General features: G+C 31.5%; 22 protein-coding genes. All 22 read right to left on the bottom strand.

Features of this window, described 5'->3' with window-relative positions; all coding sequences use genetic code 11:
• Positions 1-5 precede the first annotated feature (5 nt).
• Positions 6-2042: a translation initiation factor IF-2 gene (gene infB / locus C3E90_RS02160; RefSeq protein ID WP_236913905.1), complete on the bottom strand. Its 2037-nt coding sequence runs from the start codon at positions 2040-2042 to the stop codon at positions 6-8.
• Between the two features lie 42 nt (positions 2043-2084).
• Entirely contained in the window at positions 2085-2357 is a 273-nt protein-coding gene (gene rnpM, locus C3E90_RS02165; protein ID WP_236913906.1) for an RNase P modulator RnpM, read from the bottom strand.
• A gap of 18 nt (positions 2358-2375) precedes the next feature.
• Entirely contained in the window at positions 2376-3425 is a 1050-nt protein-coding gene (gene nusA, locus C3E90_RS02170) for a transcription termination factor NusA (RefSeq protein WP_236913907.1), read from the bottom strand.
• Between the two features lie 14 nt (positions 3426-3439).
• Complete coding sequence (rimP, locus tag C3E90_RS02175) at positions 3440-3904, bottom strand: ribosome maturation factor RimP (protein ID WP_236913908.1); 465 nt, start codon at positions 3902-3904, stop codon at positions 3440-3442.
• A 169-nt stretch (positions 3905-4073) separates the two neighbouring features.
• Complete coding sequence (locus C3E90_RS02180) at positions 4074-8351, bottom strand: PolC-type DNA polymerase III (protein ID WP_236913909.1); 4278 nt, start codon at positions 8349-8351, stop codon at positions 4074-4076.
• 20 nt (positions 8352-8371) lie between these two features.
• Positions 8372-9043, bottom strand: a complete 672-nt coding sequence (locus tag C3E90_RS02185) for an MgtC/SapB family protein (protein ID WP_236913910.1) — start codon at positions 9041-9043, stop codon at positions 8372-8374.
• Between the two features lie 24 nt (positions 9044-9067).
• Positions 9068-10117, bottom strand: coding sequence for a flavodoxin-dependent (E)-4-hydroxy-3-methylbut-2-enyl-diphosphate synthase (ispG, locus tag C3E90_RS02190; protein ID WP_236913911.1), 1050 nt, complete (start codon positions 10115-10117; stop codon positions 9068-9070).
• A gap of 4 nt (positions 10118-10121) precedes the next feature.
• Positions 10122-11135 carry an RIP metalloprotease RseP gene (rseP, locus tag C3E90_RS02195; protein ID WP_236913912.1) on the bottom strand — a complete coding sequence of 338 codons (1014 nt, stop codon included), beginning with the start codon at positions 11133-11135 and terminating at the stop codon, positions 10122-10124.
• A gap of 22 nt (positions 11136-11157) precedes the next feature.
• Positions 11158-11934, bottom strand: a complete 777-nt coding sequence (locus tag C3E90_RS02200; RefSeq protein ID WP_236913913.1) for a phosphatidate cytidylyltransferase — start codon at positions 11932-11934, stop codon at positions 11158-11160.
• On the bottom strand, positions 11935-12678 hold the full coding sequence (locus C3E90_RS02205; protein WP_236913914.1) for an isoprenyl transferase: 744 nt from the start codon (positions 12676-12678) through the stop codon (positions 11935-11937).
• A 50-nt stretch (positions 12679-12728) separates the two neighbouring features.
• Entirely contained in the window at positions 12729-13286 is a 558-nt protein-coding gene (frr, locus tag C3E90_RS02210) for a ribosome recycling factor (protein ID WP_236913915.1), read from the bottom strand.
• A 2-nt stretch (positions 13287-13288) separates the two neighbouring features.
• Complete coding sequence (pyrH, locus tag C3E90_RS02215; RefSeq protein ID WP_236913916.1) at positions 13289-14005, bottom strand: UMP kinase; 717 nt, start codon at positions 14003-14005, stop codon at positions 13289-13291.
• 76 nt (positions 14006-14081) lie between these two features.
• On the bottom strand, positions 14082-14729 hold the full coding sequence (gene tsf / locus C3E90_RS02220; protein ID WP_236913917.1) for a translation elongation factor Ts: 648 nt from the start codon (positions 14727-14729) through the stop codon (positions 14082-14084).
• Positions 14730-14801: 72 nt separating this feature from the next.
• Complete coding sequence (rpsB, locus tag C3E90_RS02225; RefSeq protein WP_236913918.1) at positions 14802-15509, bottom strand: 30S ribosomal protein S2; 708 nt, start codon at positions 15507-15509, stop codon at positions 14802-14804.
• A gap of 129 nt (positions 15510-15638) precedes the next feature.
• Positions 15639-16112 carry a DUF6115 domain-containing protein gene (locus tag C3E90_RS02230; RefSeq protein WP_236913919.1) on the bottom strand — a complete coding sequence of 158 codons (474 nt, stop codon included), beginning with the start codon at positions 16110-16112 and terminating at the stop codon, positions 15639-15641.
• A gap of 12 nt (positions 16113-16124) precedes the next feature.
• Positions 16125-16427 (bottom strand): hypothetical protein, encoded by a 303-nt coding sequence (locus C3E90_RS02235; RefSeq protein ID WP_236913920.1) that lies wholly within the window; start codon positions 16425-16427, stop codon positions 16125-16127.
• Between the two features lie 12 nt (positions 16428-16439).
• On the bottom strand, positions 16440-17852 hold the full coding sequence (locus C3E90_RS02240; RefSeq protein ID WP_236913921.1) for a DUF342 domain-containing protein: 1413 nt from the start codon (positions 17850-17852) through the stop codon (positions 16440-16442).
• A 21-nt stretch (positions 17853-17873) separates the two neighbouring features.
• Positions 17874-18614 (bottom strand): FliA/WhiG family RNA polymerase sigma factor, encoded by a 741-nt coding sequence (locus C3E90_RS02245; RefSeq protein ID WP_236913922.1) that lies wholly within the window; start codon positions 18612-18614, stop codon positions 17874-17876.
• Between the two features lie 23 nt (positions 18615-18637).
• Positions 18638-19120: a chemotaxis protein CheD gene (locus C3E90_RS02250; RefSeq protein ID WP_236913923.1), complete on the bottom strand. Its 483-nt coding sequence runs from the start codon at positions 19118-19120 to the stop codon at positions 18638-18640.
• Position 19121: 1 nt separating this feature from the next.
• A complete protein-coding gene (locus tag C3E90_RS02255; RefSeq protein WP_236913924.1) occupies positions 19122-19724 on the bottom strand; it encodes a chemotaxis protein CheC in 603 nt (200 codons plus the stop codon).
• A gap of 13 nt (positions 19725-19737) precedes the next feature.
• On the bottom strand, positions 19738-20169 hold the full coding sequence (locus tag C3E90_RS02260; RefSeq protein WP_236913925.1) for a chemotaxis protein CheW: 432 nt from the start codon (positions 20167-20169) through the stop codon (positions 19738-19740).
• Positions 20170-20185: 16 nt separating this feature from the next.
• Positions 20186-22186 (bottom strand): chemotaxis protein CheA, encoded by a 2001-nt coding sequence (locus tag C3E90_RS02265; protein ID WP_236913926.1) that lies wholly within the window; start codon positions 22184-22186, stop codon positions 20186-20188.
• Between the last annotated feature and the right edge of the window lies 1 nt (position 22187).

Consider the following 22187-nt stretch of genomic DNA (forward strand, 5'->3'; position numbering starts at 1 on the left):
ACCTCTTATCTTTCCACTTCTTTCATTATATATGCTTCTAGAGTGTCTCCCTCTTTTATATCATTATAGTTTTCTAAACCTAATCCACCTTCATATCCTGAAGTGATTTCCCTAACATCATCTTTAAATCTTTTGAGGGAAGATACTTTTCCTTCAAATATTACTACATCATCTCTTAATAATCTGATAATACTATTTCTAGTAATTTTCCCTTGTTGTACATAGATTCCAGCAACTACTCCCACATTAGGAACTCTGAATGTAGCTCTAACTTGAGCTCTACCGATAACTTCTTCTATATATTTAGGTTCTAACATCCCTTTTATAGCGGATTTTATATCTTCTATTGCATCATAAATAACTCTATATGTTCTTACATCTACTTTCTCAAGTTTAGCTATATCCAATGCATTTAAAGTAGGCCTTACATTAAAACCAATTATTATAGCATTAGATGCAGAAGCCAACATTACATCACTTTCAGTTATTCCTCCAACTCCACCATGGATAATATTAACCTTAACTTCTTCATTCTCTAACTTTTCTAGTGATTGTTTAATTGCATCTATGGTCCCTCTTACATCTGTTTTAATAATTATATTTAAGTCTTTAATTTCTCCTAATTGTATTTTTTCAAACAAATCGTCTAAAGATATCTTTTGAGAAGATTTCAATTGTTCTTCTCTTACCATTTCTTTCTTTTTATCAGCATAGGTCCTAGCAGTTTTTTCATCCTCAACTGCATACAATAAATCTCCTGATAAAGGAACTTCTGATAAACCTAAAATTGCTACTGGTATAGAAGGACTAGCTTTCTTAACTTTTTTCCCTCTATCATCAAACATAGCTCTTACTCTCCCACTAGCGCTTCCTGTTACCACCATATCTCCAACCCTTAATGTACCTTTTTGAACCAATACAGTAGCAACAGGGCCTCTACCTTTATCAAGTTGAGCCTCAATGACAGTACCTACTGCTTTACGATTTGGATTTGCTTTTAATTCCTGCATTTCAGCTACTAAAAGAATCATTTCAAGTAATTCATCTATACCCTCTTTTCTCAAAGCTGAAACTGGTACACTAATAGTATCGCCACCCCATTCTTCTGGTACTAATCCATGCTCTACTAATTCCTGCTTAATCCTATCTATATTTGCATCTGGTTTGTCAATCTTATTAATTGCAACTATAATAGGTACTCCTGCTGCCTTAGCATGATTAATGGCCTCAATTGTCTGTGGCATTACACCATCATCTGCTGCAACGACCAATATGGCCAAATCAGTAACCTGGGTACCCCTAGCTCTCATGGAAGTAAAAGCCTCATGACCAGGTGTATCCAAAAACACTACTTTTTTACCTTCTACATTTACTATGGAAGCTCCTATATGCTGGGTAATCCCACCAGCTTCTTGGGTAGTTACTGAAGTTTTTCTAATAGCATCTAAAAGGGAGGTTTTTCCATGGTCTACATGACCCATTACCGTAACAACAGGTGGTCTTGGTTTCAAATTTTTTGGATCATCTTCAAAGTCTAAATCAAATTCTTTTTCTATATCTTCTATATCTTCCTCTTGCTCCTTAATAACCCTAAAACCAAATTCATCCCCAATAATACTAGCAGTATCAAAATCTATGGGTTGATTTTGACTAGCCATGACCCCCAAACCTATCAATTTAGTAATTACCTGAGTTGCATTTAGCCCCATCTCATCAGCAAAATCTTTAACTATTATACTATCTCCTATTTCGATAATTTTATCTACCTTTTCCTCATCTATTTTTTCAGTAACATTATCCATCTTCTGCTTATTATCCCCTTTTTTCTTTGGTTTCGTCCCTTTACCTTTGCTGGTTCTTTCATTTTCTTTTATGACTTCTTTATCTTCTTCAAAAAGTTCTCTAATCATCTCTGCCTCTTCGCTTTCCAAAGAGCTCATATGACTGCTAATATCAATATCTAATTCATTCATTTTTTCAATGAGTTCTTTACTTGTCATCTCAAGTTCTTTAGCTAGTTCATATACTCTAATTTTTATCAAACTATACACCCCCAGTATTTTTACAGGTGATAATTCCATTTCCTATTCCTTATTGACTTCAACTATATCTTTAAGTTTATCAAATATTTCATCTGGTACCATAGCCTCTAGTGCTCTATCTAGTTTTTTGCTCTTCTTGACTTTATTTAAACAGTCCATATTTGAGCAAATATAAGCCCCTCTGCCGTTCGTTTTTCCAGTCAAATCAACATCTATAATACCATCCTTATTCCTTACCACCCTAACTAAATCTTTCTTAGGTTTACTTTCATTACATGCAACACATTTTCTCAGAGGTATTTTTTTCTTTCTCAATTTATCACCTCGCAAATTCTAAGATTTCAATTCACCATCATATTGACTTTCACTTTTTATGTCTATTTTCCAATTAGTCAATTTTGCAGCCAATCGAGCATTTTGTCCTTCTTTACCAATTGCCAAAGATAATTGGTAATCAGGGACTACTATTACAGCTGATTTTTCCTTCTCATTAGCTACAACCTTTATCACCTTTGAGGGGCTTAAGCTGTTAGCAATAAATTCTTCTATGTTTCTACTCCATATTATTATATCTATTTTTTCACCATTTAGTTCATCTACTATAGCTTTTACCCTGCTTCCTTTAAAACCTACACATGCACCTACTGGATCTACATTAGGGTCTTTTGAGTAAACAGCAATTTTCGTTCTTGAACCTGCTTCTCTAGATATAGCATAAATATCAACAATACCTTCATGAATCTCAGGAACTTCTAATTCAAATAATCTTTTTACTAAACCAGGATGGGATCTGGAAAGGACAATTTGTGGCCCCTTTGTAGTTTTTTTAACTTCCAAAATAATTAATTTTATCCTATCTCCCTGTTTATACACTTCCCCTTCAATCTGTTCAGTAGGAGGTAATATGCCTTCAGTTTTCCCCAAATCAATATATACATTATTTCTACTAATCCTTTGAATCATCCCTGTGATTATCTCATTTTCTCGATTAATAAATTCATCATATATTACATCTCTTTCTGCGTCTTTTATCCTTTGTATAACTACTTGCTTAGCAGTTTGTGCTGCTATTCTTCCAAAGTTTTTTGGAGTAACCTCAATTACAAAAACATCTCCTATTTGGTACTTATCATCTATTTCTTTAGCTTCTTCAATATTTATTTCCAACAAATCGTCTTCTACCTCTTCGACAACCATCTTCTTTGCAATTACACTTACTCTCCCCGTATCTCTATCTATTTCAACTTCCACATTTTGAGATGAACCAAAGTTTTTCTTATAGCTTGAAATAAGTGCAGATTCTAAAGCATCAAAAATGATTTCTTTAGATATCCCTTTTTCCTTTTCTATTTCTTCAAGGGCATCAATAAACTCTGCATTCATTAATTAAACCTCCCTTAAAATTTTACTGCCAACTTAATCTGTGAAATAGCTTCTCTTTTTAACTTTCTCTCTGTCAAATTATCTTCTTTTATTTTGATAAAGTCTTCAGTATAATCTATTAGTTCTCCAATATATTTCTTTTTACCATCTATGGCTTTATAAAGGCTAATCTCTATATCCTTTCCAATATTTCTTTTTAAATCCTTATCATTCTTTAATGGCCTATCCAACCCAGGAGATGAAACTTCCAAATAATAACTTTCCTGAATAGGATCTAATTCATCCAATTTATCCCCTACTATCTCGCTTACCTTCTGACAATCATCAATACTTATACCCTCTGATTTACCAATATAAAATCTTAAAAAACTATTACCATTTTCTTTCACATACTCTAAGTCTACTAAATCGTATCCAAGTTCCTCAACTATGGGTTCACAGTGTTCTCTAATAACTTTAACTGTGTTTTTTCTATTCAAAGAATCACCTCCATAAAATCATATCTATTTTTTGTAGTACAAAAAGAAATATACCTTCATTTATGGGAAATCAAACAAATTAAGAGTGGGTCAGCCCACTCTATTAAGCAATTAACCTTTGATTGTCCACACAATTATCATTATAATTATATCACATTCCCAAGGAAAATCAAATACTAAAAAGGCTAATCTGATTGCTTTCAGGCAAATCGTAAAAACAACCGTGTTCTCTTAGAGCTTCTACCACTGTTTTGCTTACTTTTGCTCTTGAAACTAAATCTTCTACAGATAAAAATTTATCCACATTTCTTTCTTTGACGATATTTTTCGCTGCCGTCTCTCCAACTCCTTCTAAACTTTTTAGAGGAGGCAATATTCCATTATCACCTATTAAAAATTTATCACTATCAGATTTATAAAGATCTACTTTTTCAAACTTTAAGCCTCTAGCATACATTTCTTGAACAACTTCTAAAACAGTTAATAGATTTTTTTCCTTTGCTGTCGCTTGGTTAGATAAATTCTCTAATTCTTTAATTTTTTCTCTAACTGCTTCTTCGCCTTGTAAAACTAAATGAGCATCAAAATCTTGTGCCTTTGTTGTAAAATAAGTAGCATAAAAAGCTTCAGGATGATGAACTTTAAAATAAGCTATTCTATAGGACATCATTACATAAGCAACAGCATGAGCCTTTGGGAACATGTATTTTATCTTATTACATGATTCTATATACCATTCTGGAATATTAAAACTTCTCATATATTCTTCATCATCTTCTGTTAAGCCTTTTCCTTTTCTAACCTTTTCCATTATTTTGAAAGCTCTTTTTTTGTCAAGGCCTGAATAGATTAAATACAGCATAATGTCATCTCTAGTAGAAATAACTTCCTTTAAGGAGGCAATATTATTTCTAACTAAATTCTGTGCATTGTTTAGCCATACATCAGTTCCATGAGACAGGCCACTAATTCTAACCAATTCTGCAAAAGTAGTAGGCTTTGTATCCATTAACATTTGCCTAACGAATTTAGTACCAAACTCTGGTACTCCCAAAGTCCCTACTTCAATATTTATATCCTTATTCTCTATATTTAAAGGCCTTACGCTAGTAAAAAGTTCCATGGTTTCCTTATCATCCAAAGGAATTTTGCTAGGATTTACCCCTGTAATTTCTTCCAACATCCTTATTATAGATGGAACATCGTGACCTAAAATGTCCAATTTTAGTATTCGCCCACTAATAGAGTGATAGTCAAAATGAGTAGTTATTACTCCTGATTTCTTATCATCTGCAGGATATTGTATAGGTGTAAAATCATATATTTCCTTGCTTTTTGGTACTATCATAACGCCACCAGGATGTTGACCAGATGTCCTCTTGACTCCTGTACAACCTTGTACAAGTCTGTTTATTTCAGCTGGATGTACCCTTAAACCTTTTTCTTCATGGTATTTTTTAACAAAACCATAAGCTGTTTTATCTGCAATAGTGCCAATAGTCCCTGCTCTAAAAACATATCCTTCACCAAATAGTTCTTCTGTATATTTATGAGCACAGGCTTGATATTCCCCAGCAAAATTCAAATCTATATCAGGTTCCTTGTCTCCCTCAAATCCCAAAAATACTTCAAAAGGAATATCATGACCATCTTTTATTAATTTGGATTTGCATTTTGGACAAACCTTATCAGGTAAATCTATTCCAGAACCAATAGAACCATCTTCAATAAACTCACTATACTTGCAATTTGGACATACATAGTGAGGTACTAAAGGATTTACTTCTGTAATTCCACTCATGGTTGCAACAAATGATGAACCAACTGACCCTCTAGAACCTACTAAATACCCATCCTCCAAGGATTTCCAAACCAGTTTTTGTGCTATAATATACATTACCGCATATCCATTCTTGATAATTGAATTTAATTCTCTATCCAATCTTTCTTTTACCAAATTAGGTAATGGATCTCCATAGATTTCAATAGCTCTATTATATGTTATCTCCTTTAACTCCTCCTCAGCACCTTCTATTACGGGTGGGTAGGTGCCTGGAGGTATAGGCTCTATTTCCTCTATCATATTAGATATTAAATTAGAATTTTTAATTACTACTTCTTCAGACTTCTCTTTTCCTAGGTACTCAAATTCTTTCAACATTTCCTCTGTAGTTCTAAGGTATAAAGGAGGTTGTAAATCCGCATCTGAATAACCTTGTCCAAACATCAATATCCTTCTATAGATTTCATCTTCTGGATCTAAGAAGTGTACATCTCCAGTTGCAACTACTGGTTTTTTAAATCTTTCACCTAACTCAACGATACGTTTATTTATGGCGATTAACTCATCTTCACCTTTTACTAATCCATTCCTTATTAGATGCATATTATTACCTAATGGCTGTATCTCTAAATAATCATAAAAACTAACAATATTTTTTAATTCATTGAAATCTTTATTCTTTAGAATTGCTTTATATAGTTCACCTGCTTCACAGGCACTTCCTATGATTAATCCTTCTTTATAATCATTGAGTAGAGACTTTGGAATTCTAGGCCTTCTATAAAAGTAATTTAAATGGGATTGGGATATTAATTTATATAAATTTTTTAATCCAATTAAATTTTTTGCAAATATTACAATATGATAGGATTCACCCTTTGAAATATCCTTTTCTTCTATAAGTTTATTTATTTTATCAAATCCATTAATACTATTTCTTTTTAATATTTCCATGGATTTTAGGAAAATTTCTGAAGTTGCTTTTGCATCATCTACAGCTCTATGATGATTAATTAAACTTACGTTTAAATGTCTTGCCACTAAATTAAGTCTATGGCTTTTTAATTCTGGAAATAAAGCTCTAGACAATTCTAGAGTATCAAAAACAGGATTGTTTAACGTTCTTCCCACTCTTGAGAGTTGCTCTTTAATAAAGGATGTGTCAAAAGAAGCATTATGAGCAACTAATACTGAATCATTAATAAATTCTTCAAATTTAGGCAAAATTTCTTGAATAGTTGGCTTATCCCTTACCATGTCGTCGGTAATTCCCGTTATTTTTACTATCTTACTTGGAATTGGCTTTTCTGGATTAATCAATTGACTGAATTCATCAATAACTTTACCCTTTTCAATCTTAACTGCACCAATCTCAGTTATCATGTCATTTTTTGGAGATAGGCCTGTAGTCTCTATATCAAATACCACAAATTTATCGTATTCTTTATCTCTATCATAGTTAGAAATAATTGGTTTCTTATCAATTACCAAATAACCCTCTACACCATATAAAATCTTGATACCTAAATCCTTACTTACTTCCATAGCCTCAGGGTAACCCTGAACTACTCCGTGATCTGTTATTGCTATGGCAGTATGCCCCCATTTTTTTGCTCTCTGGGCGAACTTTTTAAAACTATTTAAACCATCCATGGAACTCATTTGAGTATGTAAATGGAGTTCTACACGTTTTTCCTGTGCTAAATCCATTCTTTCTTGTTTTTCTAGCATATTCAATGATTTAAGCATCAACACAATGTATTTTGAATAGTTATCAAAAACAATATCACCCTCAACCTTTACATATGAACCATTATCTACATTTGCTTCAAAGTCCTCAAACTGTTTTTCGGTTAAAAATACTTTTACAGTAATAGAATCCGTTAAATCCGTTATGTTAAAAATTGCTAATTTTTTATTTCCTCTTATATCTCTAATTTCCATTTGGAATACTTCACCAGCTATAATAGCAGAGCCGGTATTTAGTGTAATATCTTTAATCTCCATAGGCTCTTCTTGGATTTTTTTACCAAAGGTATAGTTTCCATTAGAAGAGATTTTCCTTTTTTTTGTCTTGTCTTTATTATTATTCTCGGTAGTATTTAAAGTCTCAATAGATATTTGCTTTTCCTCACCTATAGTCTTTTCAATAATTTCGTCTCCGTTATCTTCTATCTTAGAATCATCAATAATTACATTTATATCTATGCCCAGTTCATCTTTAAATTTAATTTTGATCTTTTCTACAATTCTATTATTTGATAAAGCATAATTTATTACTTCGTTCATGGGAAAAATTACTAAAGAGTCCTTATTAATTTCATATTCTAAATATTGAACCCAAGAACTACTAGAAGGTATTTCCTTTTCAATACAATATAATATATTATTCCAGAACTCATCAATTATTCTATCTAAATCTTTCTTAATATTATATTTAATACTCACAGATACACTTAATCCATCAAATTTATCTTCAAAAAGATTGGCTATTTTATCTACTTCTTCCTCAGAAATAATATTATCTGAAGTCAATATTATTCCAATTGCACCATTGGTAGCATTTAGTTTCACTTTTTCAACAAATATTGAATCAAAATTCCTATCAATTGAAATATTGTTCTTTTCAAGTAATTGGATTAATTGTATTCTAGATTTATTCATCCTTTGCTATAACCCCCTTTTTAACCACTTTGGGATACTTCTACTATACTATCTATACTTGCAAGATCATTGAGTATATCGTATTTTTTATCATATTCTTTCATAGCCACATCTAAATCTATTCTAATCAAATCCTCGTTTTTATGTTCTATGTCAATACTAAGTATATTTACGCCGTAATCACCTAAAAGTTGCCCAATTTTCCCAATCTGGCCAGGCTTATCCACTGACACAATACTTAAATAAAAATAATAATAACCTTTTGTTTTCAATCTTCTTCCAAATCTGTGAAAAGACATTAGAGTTATTATTACCAATACAGTAGTTAGTATTGCAGCCAAATAAAATCCAGCACCAACTGTTAACCCAATAGCTGCAACAACCCATAAACTTGCAGCAGTTGTCAACCCTGTTATTACTCCAGTGTCCCTCCTCAATATTGTCCCAGCTCCTAAAAAACCTATTCCACTTATTACTTGAGCAGCAATTCTATCAGAGTAATAGAAAGAATCTTGTTGAAAATTTTTATTAAGATATATTGACAATAGCATTATCAGAGTAGATCCTAAAGAAACCAAAATATGAGTTCTTAAACCTGCTGGCTTTTTGGTACTTTCTCTATCTATTCCAATAAAACTAGATAACAATATAGTTAGTACAAGCCTAATGATAACCTGCTTATTATCTAACATAAAAAACACCTTCCAAATCAATACTTAAAGGTTTTCTATTTCTCTTATTAACTCATCTAATAATAATTCTTCCTTTACTTTTTTATACACTTTTCCCTTTTTAAATATTAATCCTTCTCCTTGTCCTCCTGCAATTCCTATATCTGCTTCCTTGGCTTCTCCTGGTCCGTTTACAGGACATCCCATAATTGCAACCTTTAATGGCTTTTTAATATGTCTTAATTTTTCCTCAGCCTCTTCAACTAGTTTTATTAGTTGAATTTTGGTTCTTCCACATGTGGGGCAGGATACAATCTCTATACCTTCCTCTAATAAACCGAGAGACCTTAAAATTTCCCTACCTACTTTTACTTCTTCAATAGGATTTCCAGTTAAAGAAATCCTTATAGTATCACCAATGCCCATAGAAAGAAGAGTCCCAATCCCAACAGCAGATTTAATAGTACCTCTCCAAATTGGTCCTGCTTCAGTAACTCCTAAATGAAGAGGATAATTTACCCTTTTAGATATTTTTTCATAAGTTTCTATGGTAAGTGGCACATTACTCGCCTTTAATGATATTTTAATTTTATCATAACCCATATCTTCTATTAATCTTACATGCTCAAGAGCACTTTCTACCATAGAATCTGCATTCACTCCATTGTATTCTTCTAAATATTCTTTTTTTATTGACCCAGAATTGACTCCTACCCTTATAGGCACATTTCTTTCTTTACAAATATTAATGACTTCTTTTACTTTCCTTTCTGAACCAATGTTTCCAGGATTTATTCTTAGACAATCTGCACCATTTTCTACAGCTTTAATTGCTAATTTATAATCATATTGGATATCTGCAATAAAAGGAATGTTTATGTTCTTCTTTATCTCTTTAATGGCTTTTGCATCTTCAAAATCAGTAATAGCTGATCGAATTATATGACAACCTGCATCTTCCAATTCTTTAATCTGATTGATGGTGGCATCAACATCCTTAGTTATAGTATTGGTCATTGATTGAACTGATACAGGGCTATCTCCACCAACTGGTACATTCCCAACCATTATTTTTTTAGTTTTTCTTCTTTTCACAAAATCACCTTCTAAGTATATTAAATCTAATTATATCCGAATAGGTTACGGTTAACATGAGTAATATCAATAGCACAAACCCAATAAAATGTATAACTCCTTCCTTTTCTGGATCTATGGCTTTCCCACGTAAAATTTCAAGGAATAAAAATACAACTCTACTACCATCCAAAGCAGGTAAAGGTAATAGATTAAAAAATCCTAAATTTATACTGATAAAGCCCATTAAATAAAGTAGGTTTGTAAACCCATATTTTGCTGCTTCTCCAATAGTATATATAACACCTACAGGACCTGACAAATCTTTGGCGCTAACTTTTCCTCTAAAAAGCATCTTAATGAAATCAAACATTAACATAAGCATTGCCCCAGTCTTTTGGAATCCACCCTTAATAGCAGAAAATATGGATCTCTCAGAAGTAGGAACTATACCTATAATAACTCTATTATCATTTCTCACTTCTGGTCTTAAGACAAAATCTTTAGTCTCTTCATTACGTAAAACTATAACTTTCATATCTTCATCTGGATTTGAACTATTAATTTCATCAACTATAGAATCCCAGTTTCTCACCTGTCTACCATTAATATTTAAGATAGTGTCTCCAGCAATTATTCCAACATCTTCAGCCGGAGACCCTTCTAAAGTTTCTAATACAGTAGTTGTTGGCATCCCTACATTAAAAGAAAATATGGAAAGTACAATTATAGCCAAAATAAAATTCATAGTTGCACCAGCTATAACAACTGCTATTCTTGAAATAGCAGGAACTTTGTTAAAACTTCTTGGATCATCGGAGTTTTCATCTTCTCCCTCCATGCTTACAAAACCACCTATAGGTAATGCTCTAACACTATATTTAGTTTCTCCCTTTTCTTTTTGGTATATCTTTGGTCCCATACCTATTGAAAATTCATTTACTTTTATACCAACGGTCTTTGCAATAATAAAATGTCCAAACTCATGAAAGAGTATTACCATTAAAAAAACGAAAACTGCCGCTATTGCTGTTAGCAACTATATCACCACCTGTTTTGTATTATAAAAAAAATGTAACGAAATAATAAACAAAAGGAGCTGTAAATAATATACTATCAAATCTATCCAGTACTCCACCATGACCAGGCATAATAAACCCAAAATCCTTTATTCCAGTAAGTCTTTTAATTTTAGAAGCATTTAAATCCCCTAGTTGAGCTATAATAGACCCTAAAAGTGGAAGTAAAATGAACTTCCATAAAGGTGAAACTCCAAAATATTTAACAAATATCAACGTTAGCAAAATAGCCCCTAATATTCCTCCAATAGATCCTTCTACAGTCTTTTTAGGGCTTAATTTTGGGCATAGTTTAGTTTTACCAATTAAGCTACCACTTAGATATGCAAAAGTATCTGTACCCCATGCAATTATAAATACCAACCATATATATATTGTTCCATCTAAATATATAATATGTTGTAATAAAAAAGGTATGTAAAGAATACCAAATAAAGTAACTAAAATATCCATTAATGTAATATCTTTTTTCAAAATAAAACTTATTATCAAAGCTATTATTACAAAAATAAATATATATATTAATGATACCCATTTATAACCCAATGAATAAAAAAGAAATAAAATACAGCTAATATAACCAATTCCTTTAACGGGTTTTAGTCTTATATTATCTGTAGCAGTATAGAATTCCCTAATCCCAATAATTGACAACAGGAATACAAAATAGGACATGAAAGTTCCACCTTTTGATATGACTAAAAAAGTTAATAATACTATTAATATACCACTTATAGTTCTAATCAATAGTCCTTTCACCTAAATTCCCCCAAATCTTCTGTTTCTTCTTTGATAGTCGATAATTGCTCTATATAAATGTTCTTCCCTAAAATCTGGCCAATAGATATCCGAAAACCAAAATTCAGTATAAGCTATTTGATACAACATAAAATTACTCAATCGGAGTTCACCACTAGGCCTTATTAACAAATCTGGATCTGGTAGATTATGTGTATATAAATATTTTTCAAATAATTTTGCGTCTATATTGTCTTCGTTTAGTTTACCCATTTTTACATCTTCTAAAATATTCTTTACACCACGAATTATTTCATCTCTACCTCCATAATTTAACCCTATATTTAAAATCATCTTTGAATTATTTTTAGTTTTTTCAACTGCTCTTTCAACTTCCTCTCTAGCTTTTTTAGGTAGTCTAGTTAAATCCCCCATTGTCTGAATTCTTACATTGTTTTTGTGAATCCTGTCTAATTCAATCCTTATATATTGGACTAACAATTTCATTAATCCTTCTATTTCCTCTTTTGGTCTCCTCCAATTTTCAGTTGAAAAAGCATAAAGAGATAGGTATTTTATATTTAGTTTCTCAGCAACTTCTACTATCTCTATTACACGTTTCATACCCTCTTGATGTCCTGCAGTTCTAGGTAAAAATCTTTCTTTAGCCCATCTCCCATTGCCATCCATAATAATGGCTATATGTTTGGGAATTCTATCAAAATCTATTTTATCTTTAAGCTCTAAAACCATATCCTTGCCCATAAGATATCCTCCCATCATTAAAAACCCCTTCTGTATAAGAAGGGGAATCGCTAAATTTCTAATAATTCTTCCTCTTTTTTGTTAGTTAAATTGTCAATTTCTTCTATATATTTATCTGTAATCTTTTGAGTTTCACTTTCTGCAGCTTTTCTATCATCTTCACTTAGGGCCTTATCCTTTTCCATCTTTTTTATTATGTCATTTGCTTCTCTTCTAATATTTCTTACAGATACTTTTGCATTTTCAGCGCTTTTCCTTACTACTTTCACTAGTTCTTTTCTTCTTTCTTCAGTAAGTAATGGTATTGGCAACCTGATTAGTTTGCCGTCATTAGATGGATTTAATCCCAAATCGGATTTTAATATTTCTTTTTCTATGGTGGAAATTAAATTAGCATCCCAAGGTTGAATTACCAATAACCTTGGCTCTGGTGCAGATACACTAGCCACTTGTTTTAGTGGTGTGCTTGTGCCGTAATAATCAATAGATATTTGATCTAATAATGATGGATTTGCTCTTCCTGCTCTAATACTTTTTAATTCTTCCTTGTAAACTTCTACAGTTTTTTTCATTTTCTCTTCTGATTCCTTATGAACATCTAAATACATAATTACTCCTCCTTTACATGTGTGCCTATTTTTTTACCTAAAACTACATCAATAATATTATTTGGTTTATCTATGCCAAATACTATTAATGGTATACTGTTATCCATGCATAAAGAAGTTGCTGTAGAGTCCATAATTCCTAACCCCATATTTAAAATGTCTATATATCTTAATTGGTCAAATTTTTTAGCAGATGTGTTAATATATGGGTCAGAGTCATAAACTCCATCTACTCCTTTTTTAGCCAATAATATAACCTCTGCTTCTATTTCTGCAGCCCTTAACGCTGCAGTTGTATCTGTTGAAAAATATGGGTTTCCGGAACCAGCTGCAAAAATTACAACTCTCCCTTTTTCAAGATGTCTTATTGCTCTTCTCCTAATATATGGCTCTGCAATTTGTCTCATTTCAATGGCAGTTTGTACCCTAGTTATAACTCCAATTTTTTCTAATGAATCCTGAAGAGCAAGAGCATTTATTACTGTGCCAAGCATTCCCATATAATCTGAAGTTGTCCTATCCATATCAACAGCTAATCTACCTCTCCAAAAATTACCTCCACCTACTACTATAGCTACTTCTACTCCAAGATTTTGTAAGCTTTTTATTTCCTCGGATATTCTATTCACCGTATCCACATCTATTCCATGCCCTTTTTCCCCTGATAATGCTTCACCACTTAATTTTAACACTATTCTTTTATAAATTGGTTCCGTCATATAAATCCTCCCACTTTAATAAGTAAAATAGCTGCCTTTCTATTTAAATGGAGAACAACCAGTGTTCTCCATTTAATTACACATTCATTTGCTTTGCTACTTCATCAGCAAAGTTTTCTTCTCTCTTCTCTAAACCTTCTCCTACTTCATATCTAACAAATCTTCTAATTTTTATGTTTTCACCAATTTTAGCAATTTTTTCATTTAGCAAATCTTTTACTTTCATACTAGGTTCCCTAATATAAGGCTGTTCTAACAAACAAACTTGTTCATAAAACTTTCCAAGTCTTCCTTCAACAATCTTTGAAGCTATATGTTCTGGTTTACCTTCATTCATGGCTTGATGCTTAAGTATTTCTTTTTCTCTTTCAACTTCCTCTTCTGGTACATCTTCTATACTAACATATTTGGGATTTGAAGCTGCTACTTGCATAGCCATATTTCTAACAAATTCTTTAAACTCATCAGTTTTTGCTACAAAATCCGTTTCAGAATTGATTTCAATTAAAACCCCTATTCTTCCGCCATGAATATAAGCATCTACTAGGCCTTCTGCAGCAATTCTGCCAGATTTTTTAGCAGCTTGCGATAGTCCCTTTTCTCTTAATAGGACGATAGCCTTTTCCAAATCTCCATTAGTCTCAACTAATGCATTTTTACAATCGAGCATGCCAGCTCCTGTTCTTTCTCTTAAGTCCTTAACTTGTGCAGCAGTTATACTCATTCTAACCCTCCTCTATTGTTAAAAATGGTAAGAGCGTAAAGGAGTACATCCCTTTAAACCCTTACCCTTTTACTATTCTTCTACGTCTACTATCTGTTCTCCTTGTTTTCCTTCTAAAACAGCATTTGCCATAGTTTCTGTTAACAATTTTACAGCTCTAATTGCGTCATCATTTCCAGGTATCACATAATCTATCTCGTCTGGATCACAGTTTGTATCTACAATAGCTACAACTGGAATTCCTAATATTCTAGCTTCATTAACAGCTATCCTTTCCTTTCTAGGATCTACTACAAATAAAGCATCTGGAGTTCCATCCATATCTTTTATTCCACCTAAGAATTTTTCAAGTCTCTCTCTTTCATGATTAAGTTGAATTACTTCTTTCTTAGGTAAAACATCAAATATTCCCTCTTCTTCCATTTTGCCTAACTCATGAAGTCTGTCGATTCTTTTTCTAATAGTTTTATAATTGGTCAGCATTCCTCCTAACCATCTTTGGTTAACATAATGCATCCCACATCTTTTAGCTTCAGTTTCTATTGCTTCTTGAGCTTGTTTCTTTGTACCTACAAAAAGAATTTCCCCACCTTCAGCAGCAACCTCTTTAATAAAATTGTAAGCTTCCTCTACCATTTTAACTGTCTTTTGAAGGTCAATAATGTAAATTCCATTTCTTTCTGTAAAAATGTATTCTGCCATCTTTGGATTCCATCTTCTTGTCTGATGTCCAAAGTGAACTCCTGCTTCTAACAAACCTTTCATTGTAATAACTGACATATCTAATTCACCTCCATGTTTTATTCCTCCACCTTCTTCATATATTTAAGAAACCTTTTAAGGCACACTCTTAAATATCAGAAAATGTGTGTAATCACTTTAGTAGTATAACATATACAAGATTTTTTATCAATAATTTTTATAAATATTAGACCACATTTTAATTATTATATCCACTTCTCTAACACCTTTATTTAATCTTTTTGCAATTTCCTCATTAGAAAATCCTAATTGTTTTAATTCGAAAATTTTATCCTTAATCTCTACATCGCCAATGTCCTCTTTCGTAATTCCTTCCAATAGATTCTTATTGTTTTCTTCCCAATTATTATATTCATTATGTACTACATCTTTTGAATCTTCTCCCCCAACAACCTTAGAATTATCTTTTTGTAGGGTCTCAAATTTATTTAAACTATTTCCTATTAAATCATCGAAGCTCTTAATAAGATTTTCTACAGAATGGGAATAATATTTTATGTCTTGATATATCAATACAATCTCTTCATATAAACTCTTTTCTTCTTTTGAAATTTTATTAATAATAACCAAAGAAACTATAATAAATAATAGTCCTATTATATTTAGTATAATTGTTAACATATACATCCCTACTTAAATTTTAATATCTATATTTCCGCCTAGTTTAGAATTGTCTTTATTTTTGTCATCCTTCTTCTTACGCTCTTTTTTATCTTTACTATTCCTAGGCTGTCTCCTTTTATCTACATCTATGGATAAATTTTCACTTTTGTTTGTGTCCCTAACCCTTTTAATGTTCTGTTCAATCTGTTTTTCATGCTGAACAACCCCTTGTTCCGCGTGAACTTTCACTCTATCATTTTCCACCTGTCTAATTTTTGCAACCTCCTGAGATTTGGAAATTATATTTGTATAATCAACAGGTCTAATAGACATTTAAAATCACCCCTAATATGGACCTACCTTAATCTCTCCCTCATCTCTAAATAATGTACACCCTCTCATTTCATCCCTTACGGTAAAGGTACTATTCCCAATTACAATTTTAACTCCAGGATATATAATATCTGAAACTTTTATACGCCCTTTTGAAAGGTTGTCAATTTCATCTTTCGTCACCTTATACTCTTCCTTAAATTTCGTCAATTCAGCAAGTAAACTATTTTTTGTCCTCAGTAACTTTATATACATCTGTGCTTTATTTTCATCCAATCTATTGACTTTCTTAAGTCTATCCAGTAAATTTAACGATTTTATTACCTTATCTAAATTATCCTCCAATTCAGCAATACATTTCTTTAAATTTTCATTTTTCTCTTTGGTTTCAGGATTTATACCTACTTCTAATATAGTTTTAGTAGCCATAGAAGATCCAATTGTCTTAGCGTGTATCTCATTTCCTGCTCTACAAACTCCACCAACAATTAAACCCCTTTTGCCTATAAGGATAATATCATCTCTACTATAAACATGACTATGCATTATTGCCTCAGCTGTAATAGTACGTTCCGAATTCACTATTGCATTTTCTATAAATCTAGTCGTAATATGGCCTTTAGATTTAATTGTTAATCTGTTATAACCTTGTACACCCTGCCTAACAACCACATCTCCAGAATTTTCAACATATGCACCTTCAATTACGCCCTTTATTCTCACATCTCCATCTGCTTTAATTTTAAATCCATTTAATGCATTTCCATCAACTAAGACTGTTCCATTAAAATAGATATTGCCTACTTTACTATCAACATCATTTACTTGGAACACATCTGAAACTATAACCTTTCTATCTTTCAGTTCCACTAACCCATCCTTCTCAGCAACTAATGCAACTTTCGTATCTAATAACCTAACATTTTTTCCATATCTCAAAACAGGAGATTTGCCCTTTTTATAGGGTATGGTTTGACCAGTGACTTTAAATCCAGGTTTCCCTTTCTTTGGAGGTACTAATTCAGCTAAAACATCCCCTTTTCTTACATTGTTGATAATATCTAATTCCCTATAATTCACTGTTCCATCATTTAATATTTTAGGTACTAATTTTTTTTCCAAATTAAAATGATATTTAATATATCCATCTTTTCCATTAATGGGCATAATCCCTTCAGCAATACATACTTTGGTATTATATTTTCTATTTGATAATGCTAGCCTCAACTTATCTTCATTCAGACCTACTTTTAATATACCCTTTATTTCTTCAATTATATTTTCTATTGGCTTTTCATCTACCATAAATTCTCGGGTTTCTTTATCATTACTAAAATCTATTTTTTCTTTATCAAGTAATGTAATATAACCTTTTAATCCATCTTTTGATACTTCAATTATTATATTGGAAGAGATCTTGTACATATTTATGCCTCCTAATCAATTCTAATAAACACCTAATTTTATCAATTTGTTCTTAATGTTTAGAATGGCTTTACTATGTATTTGAGAAATTCTAGACTCCGATAATTCCATAATATATCCAATCTCCTTATAAGTTAGCTTTTCATAATAATATAGGGATATTACAGTTTTTTCATTATCCTGTAATTCGTCAATTATTCTTCCCAAAATTTCTTTAATCTCCTTTGTTTCATAAACATTTTCAGGTGTATTTAAATTTTTATCATTACGAATATAATATTCCCCTTTGTTTACAAGTAAATCCTCCAATGAAGCAACATTAAAATTTGCAATATCAGCAAGAGTTGCTTCTAGTTCTTCCAAGGAAATAGATAAATATTCGGATAATTCTCCATTTGATGGGGATCTTCCTAGTTTGTTTTCTAAATTAACCATTCCATTTTGAACATCTTTAGATTTTTTTCTTAAAGTTCTAGGAATCCAATCCAGCTTTCTTATATTATCAATAATAGTACCTTTGATTCTTATCTGAGCATAGGTTTCGAACTTAATATCTTTACTTATATCAAATCGTTCAATGCTATCAATCAAACCCATGACTCCAAACCCAACTAAATCTTCATATTCTATCTTGCTTCCATAGAAATTATACATTCTACCAGCAACTATTTTTACTAAGCTAATATATTCTTCTATAAGCATTTGCCTTATGGTTCTATCCTTAGTTCTAGTATACTTTTTCCATAGTTCTTCTGTTTTCATAATAGTTACCTCCCTATGGAATATCAAATGATTTTTACTCCATGACCAATAGTTTTTACCAATAAAAGCCCATTTTCAGCATTTAGCTCAATGGTTCTACCATAGTTTCCACCAGTATCTTCAGAAATTATTTCAATGTTTACCTCCCTTAGTTTCTCCTTTGTTGCTAAAACATTTCTCTCACCTATTTTTAAAATACTATTATTGCCATTAAAGGAAAACATTTGAGAACCTCCTGCTATTTTTGCTTTTAAGTTTCTCTTTATAGCACCTTCATCTATCATCTTTTCTATTAACAATTCTATTCCTGTATCAACAAATTTTGATTTATTATCATTATTTTTGATTTCTTTACTAGAAGGCAACATTACATGGGCTAATCCCGCTATCTTATTATATTTATCATATAAAGCTATTCCAACACAAGAACCTAATCCTAGAGTTGTCAAAATACCTGGAGACTTAACTATATTTAAATCCGCCATGCCAACTTTGATTATTTTCATCTTACAAAACTCCCAAACTAGATAATATTTTTTCGAAAGAATTCATATCTGGCAACAAGAACAAATTTCCTTGAACAAAATTATTTCCTTCCTGAAAAATAGTTTCTATAAATAATACTTGATCCGCAACAAAACCAAATTGAATTGCTGGAACAGAAAGAATTGCTCCAGCCATATCAACAGCTAAGGATGGAATTGAAACTGTAATCTTTAGACCAGTCAATGCACTTAAGGAATTAACATAAGAAGAAGCCAAAATATTTCCCACTTCCGATAAGGCAGATATAGCTATATCATCTAGCTTATTATCTTCCCTATCCAGTAACATGTTAGTCAAGTTGAGAGCAGAATCCAAATCCAATATAAACATAATATTCCCTTCAACATCACTCCCTAGGTTTAAATATATTCCTGCAACTAGTTCTTCTTCTCCTCCTAATACTTCTGCTACATCTTTAAATTCCATAATACGAACTTTAGGTACTTTCATATCGACACGCTTTGCCAACATAGTAGCTAATGCAGTTACTGCATTACCAGATCCAATATTGCCAATTTCCTTCAACACATCTATCATCATACTATTCAAATTGTCCACGTCCATAACTCTCTGCTCCTTAGTTCTCCAATATTTTACTTAAGTTTAACAATATAATTAATCTCTCTGAAGCTTTTCCTATTCCACTAATATATTCAATATATTTATTCTCCTCAGCTGTAGGAGGCTTGTCTATATCTTCCTTATCTATTTCCAATACTTCAGAAGATGAATCCACTATTAACCCTACAACAATTTCATCCTCTTTTACAACGATTATTCTAGAGTTTTTCCCCATAGCCTTTCCTTCCATTCCCAATTTAGATTTCAATCTTATTATGGGAATTACTTCTCCTCTTAAATTAATTACTCCATCTATGTACTCTGGTGCATTGGGTATCCTAGTAGTTTCTCCTGTTTTCTCTATAGATAAAACATTATTAATAGGAATCCCATAATATTCCTCATTGAGACTAAAAATTACATATTTTGATTCTCCATTAGAAGACATATTGAGACCTCCTTTTCTATATTATTGAATTAATATCCAATATTAAAGATACTTTCCCATTTCCCAATATTGTTGCTCCAGATAAATATTTAATATTTGATAAATATTTTCCTAAGGGTTTTATTACAATTTCTTGTTGCCCTATTAAACTATCTACTAATAAAGCAGCTTCTTTTTCTCCTTTTCTTACTACTACTACTAAATATTCATCATAGTTATCCGTAAATTCTAACTCCATCAATTTATGTAGTCTAATAAATGGTATGGTCTTACCTCTATATAAAATAATGTCTTGCCCCTGAATGTTTCTAATACTATCTTTATCTATACCTGTTATTTCAGTTATGGAACTTAAGGGTATAGCATATATTTCATCCTTTAATTTAATTAAAAGGGCTTGTATAATTGCTAAAGTTAAAGGAATCCTGATAATAAATTTTGTGCCTACATTTAACTCACTATCTATTTCAATAGAGCCATTGATGGATTCTATTTTGCTTTTTACTACATCCAATCCCACTCCCCGTCCAGATATATCAGAAATTTCTTCTGACGTGCTAAAACCTGGTTGGAATAATAAGGTTTTAATATCATCCTCTGTTAAAATCTCTGCCTCTTGACTGGTTATAATTTCTTTTTCTATAGCTTTCTTTTTAATTCCTCCAATATCAATCCCCTTTCCGTCATCAGCAACTTCAACTACAACATTGTTTCCATCTGGATAGGCCTTTAATATAACAGTCCCCTCTTTAAGTTTGTTCTGGTTCTTTCTCTCCTCTGGTGTTTCAATGCCATGATCAATAGAATTTCTAATAATATGAATCAATGGATCTCCAATCTCATCTATTACAGTTCTATCCACTTCAGTATCTTCTCCATACATTTGAAGATTAATTTCCTTATTTAATTCTTTAGATAAATCCCTAACCATTCGTGGAAATCTATTAAAAACTCTTTCTATTGGTACCATACGTACCTTCATAACAGCATCATGTAGGCTAGTGGTAATTCTTTCTAAATATTCAATAGCTTCAATCATATTTTCCTTGTTAGATATATCGCTTAAATCATCCATCCTAGTTTTAATTATTATTAACTCACTTACAAGATTCATTAAATTGTCCAATCTATCAATATCTACTCTAACCGTCTTGCCAATTCTATTTTCTCTATTAGATATTCTGGCTTTATCCCCATTTTCTACCAGTTCATTTATGTCCTTTCTTATACTATCAACTTCTTTAACTAATTCATGATCAACTTTAGCTACTTGTCTACCTTCTACGCCCGTAATCTTTATTTCATCTATTTCCGAAATATTGTTTAATTCACCTTCTAATTTCTCTTTCTCTACTCTAGAGATGAAAATTATGGAAAAACCTAAATCAAATTTCTCATCTTCTATATCCTCCACAGAAGGATTAGAATAAACTATATCACCCATAGACTCTAAAGTATTAAAAATTATAAAAGCTCTAGCAGATTTTAGCATACATTTAGGACTTAAATTTACCTCAATATTAAATATATTTAATCCCTTTGTCTTTGCCTCCTCTATAATGTTCAGCACGTAGTCATCAAGAGGAATATTATCCTCAATAAGATATTCATTATTTTCTATAATACTATTATCTTTTAATACAGTTCTTAATCTATCAATTAAATCTTTATTCTCTCCACTGCTTTCCTTTCCCTTTGTGGCAATTTCATTTACAGAATAATCCAATACATCAAAACATTCAAATATAATATCAATTACATTTTCATTCAATTCAATATCATTACTTCGAATACCCTCTAATACATTTTCCATTTCATGAGTTAAATTGGCCATGTTTTCAAATCCCATGGTTCCTGACATGCCCTTCAATGTATGAGCTACTCTAAAAAGCTCATTGATTAAAGATATATTGGCTTTATCTTTTTCCAATTCCAATAAAGCCTCATTCATACTTTGTAAATGTTCTTTTGCTTCTTCAACAAATAAATTTATATATTGATTTAAGTCTAAATCCATT

The organism is Clostridium sp. Cult2 (assembly GCF_021655075.1).
Taxonomy (GTDB): Bacteria; Bacillota; Clostridia; order Tissierellales; family Tepidimicrobiaceae; genus Schnuerera.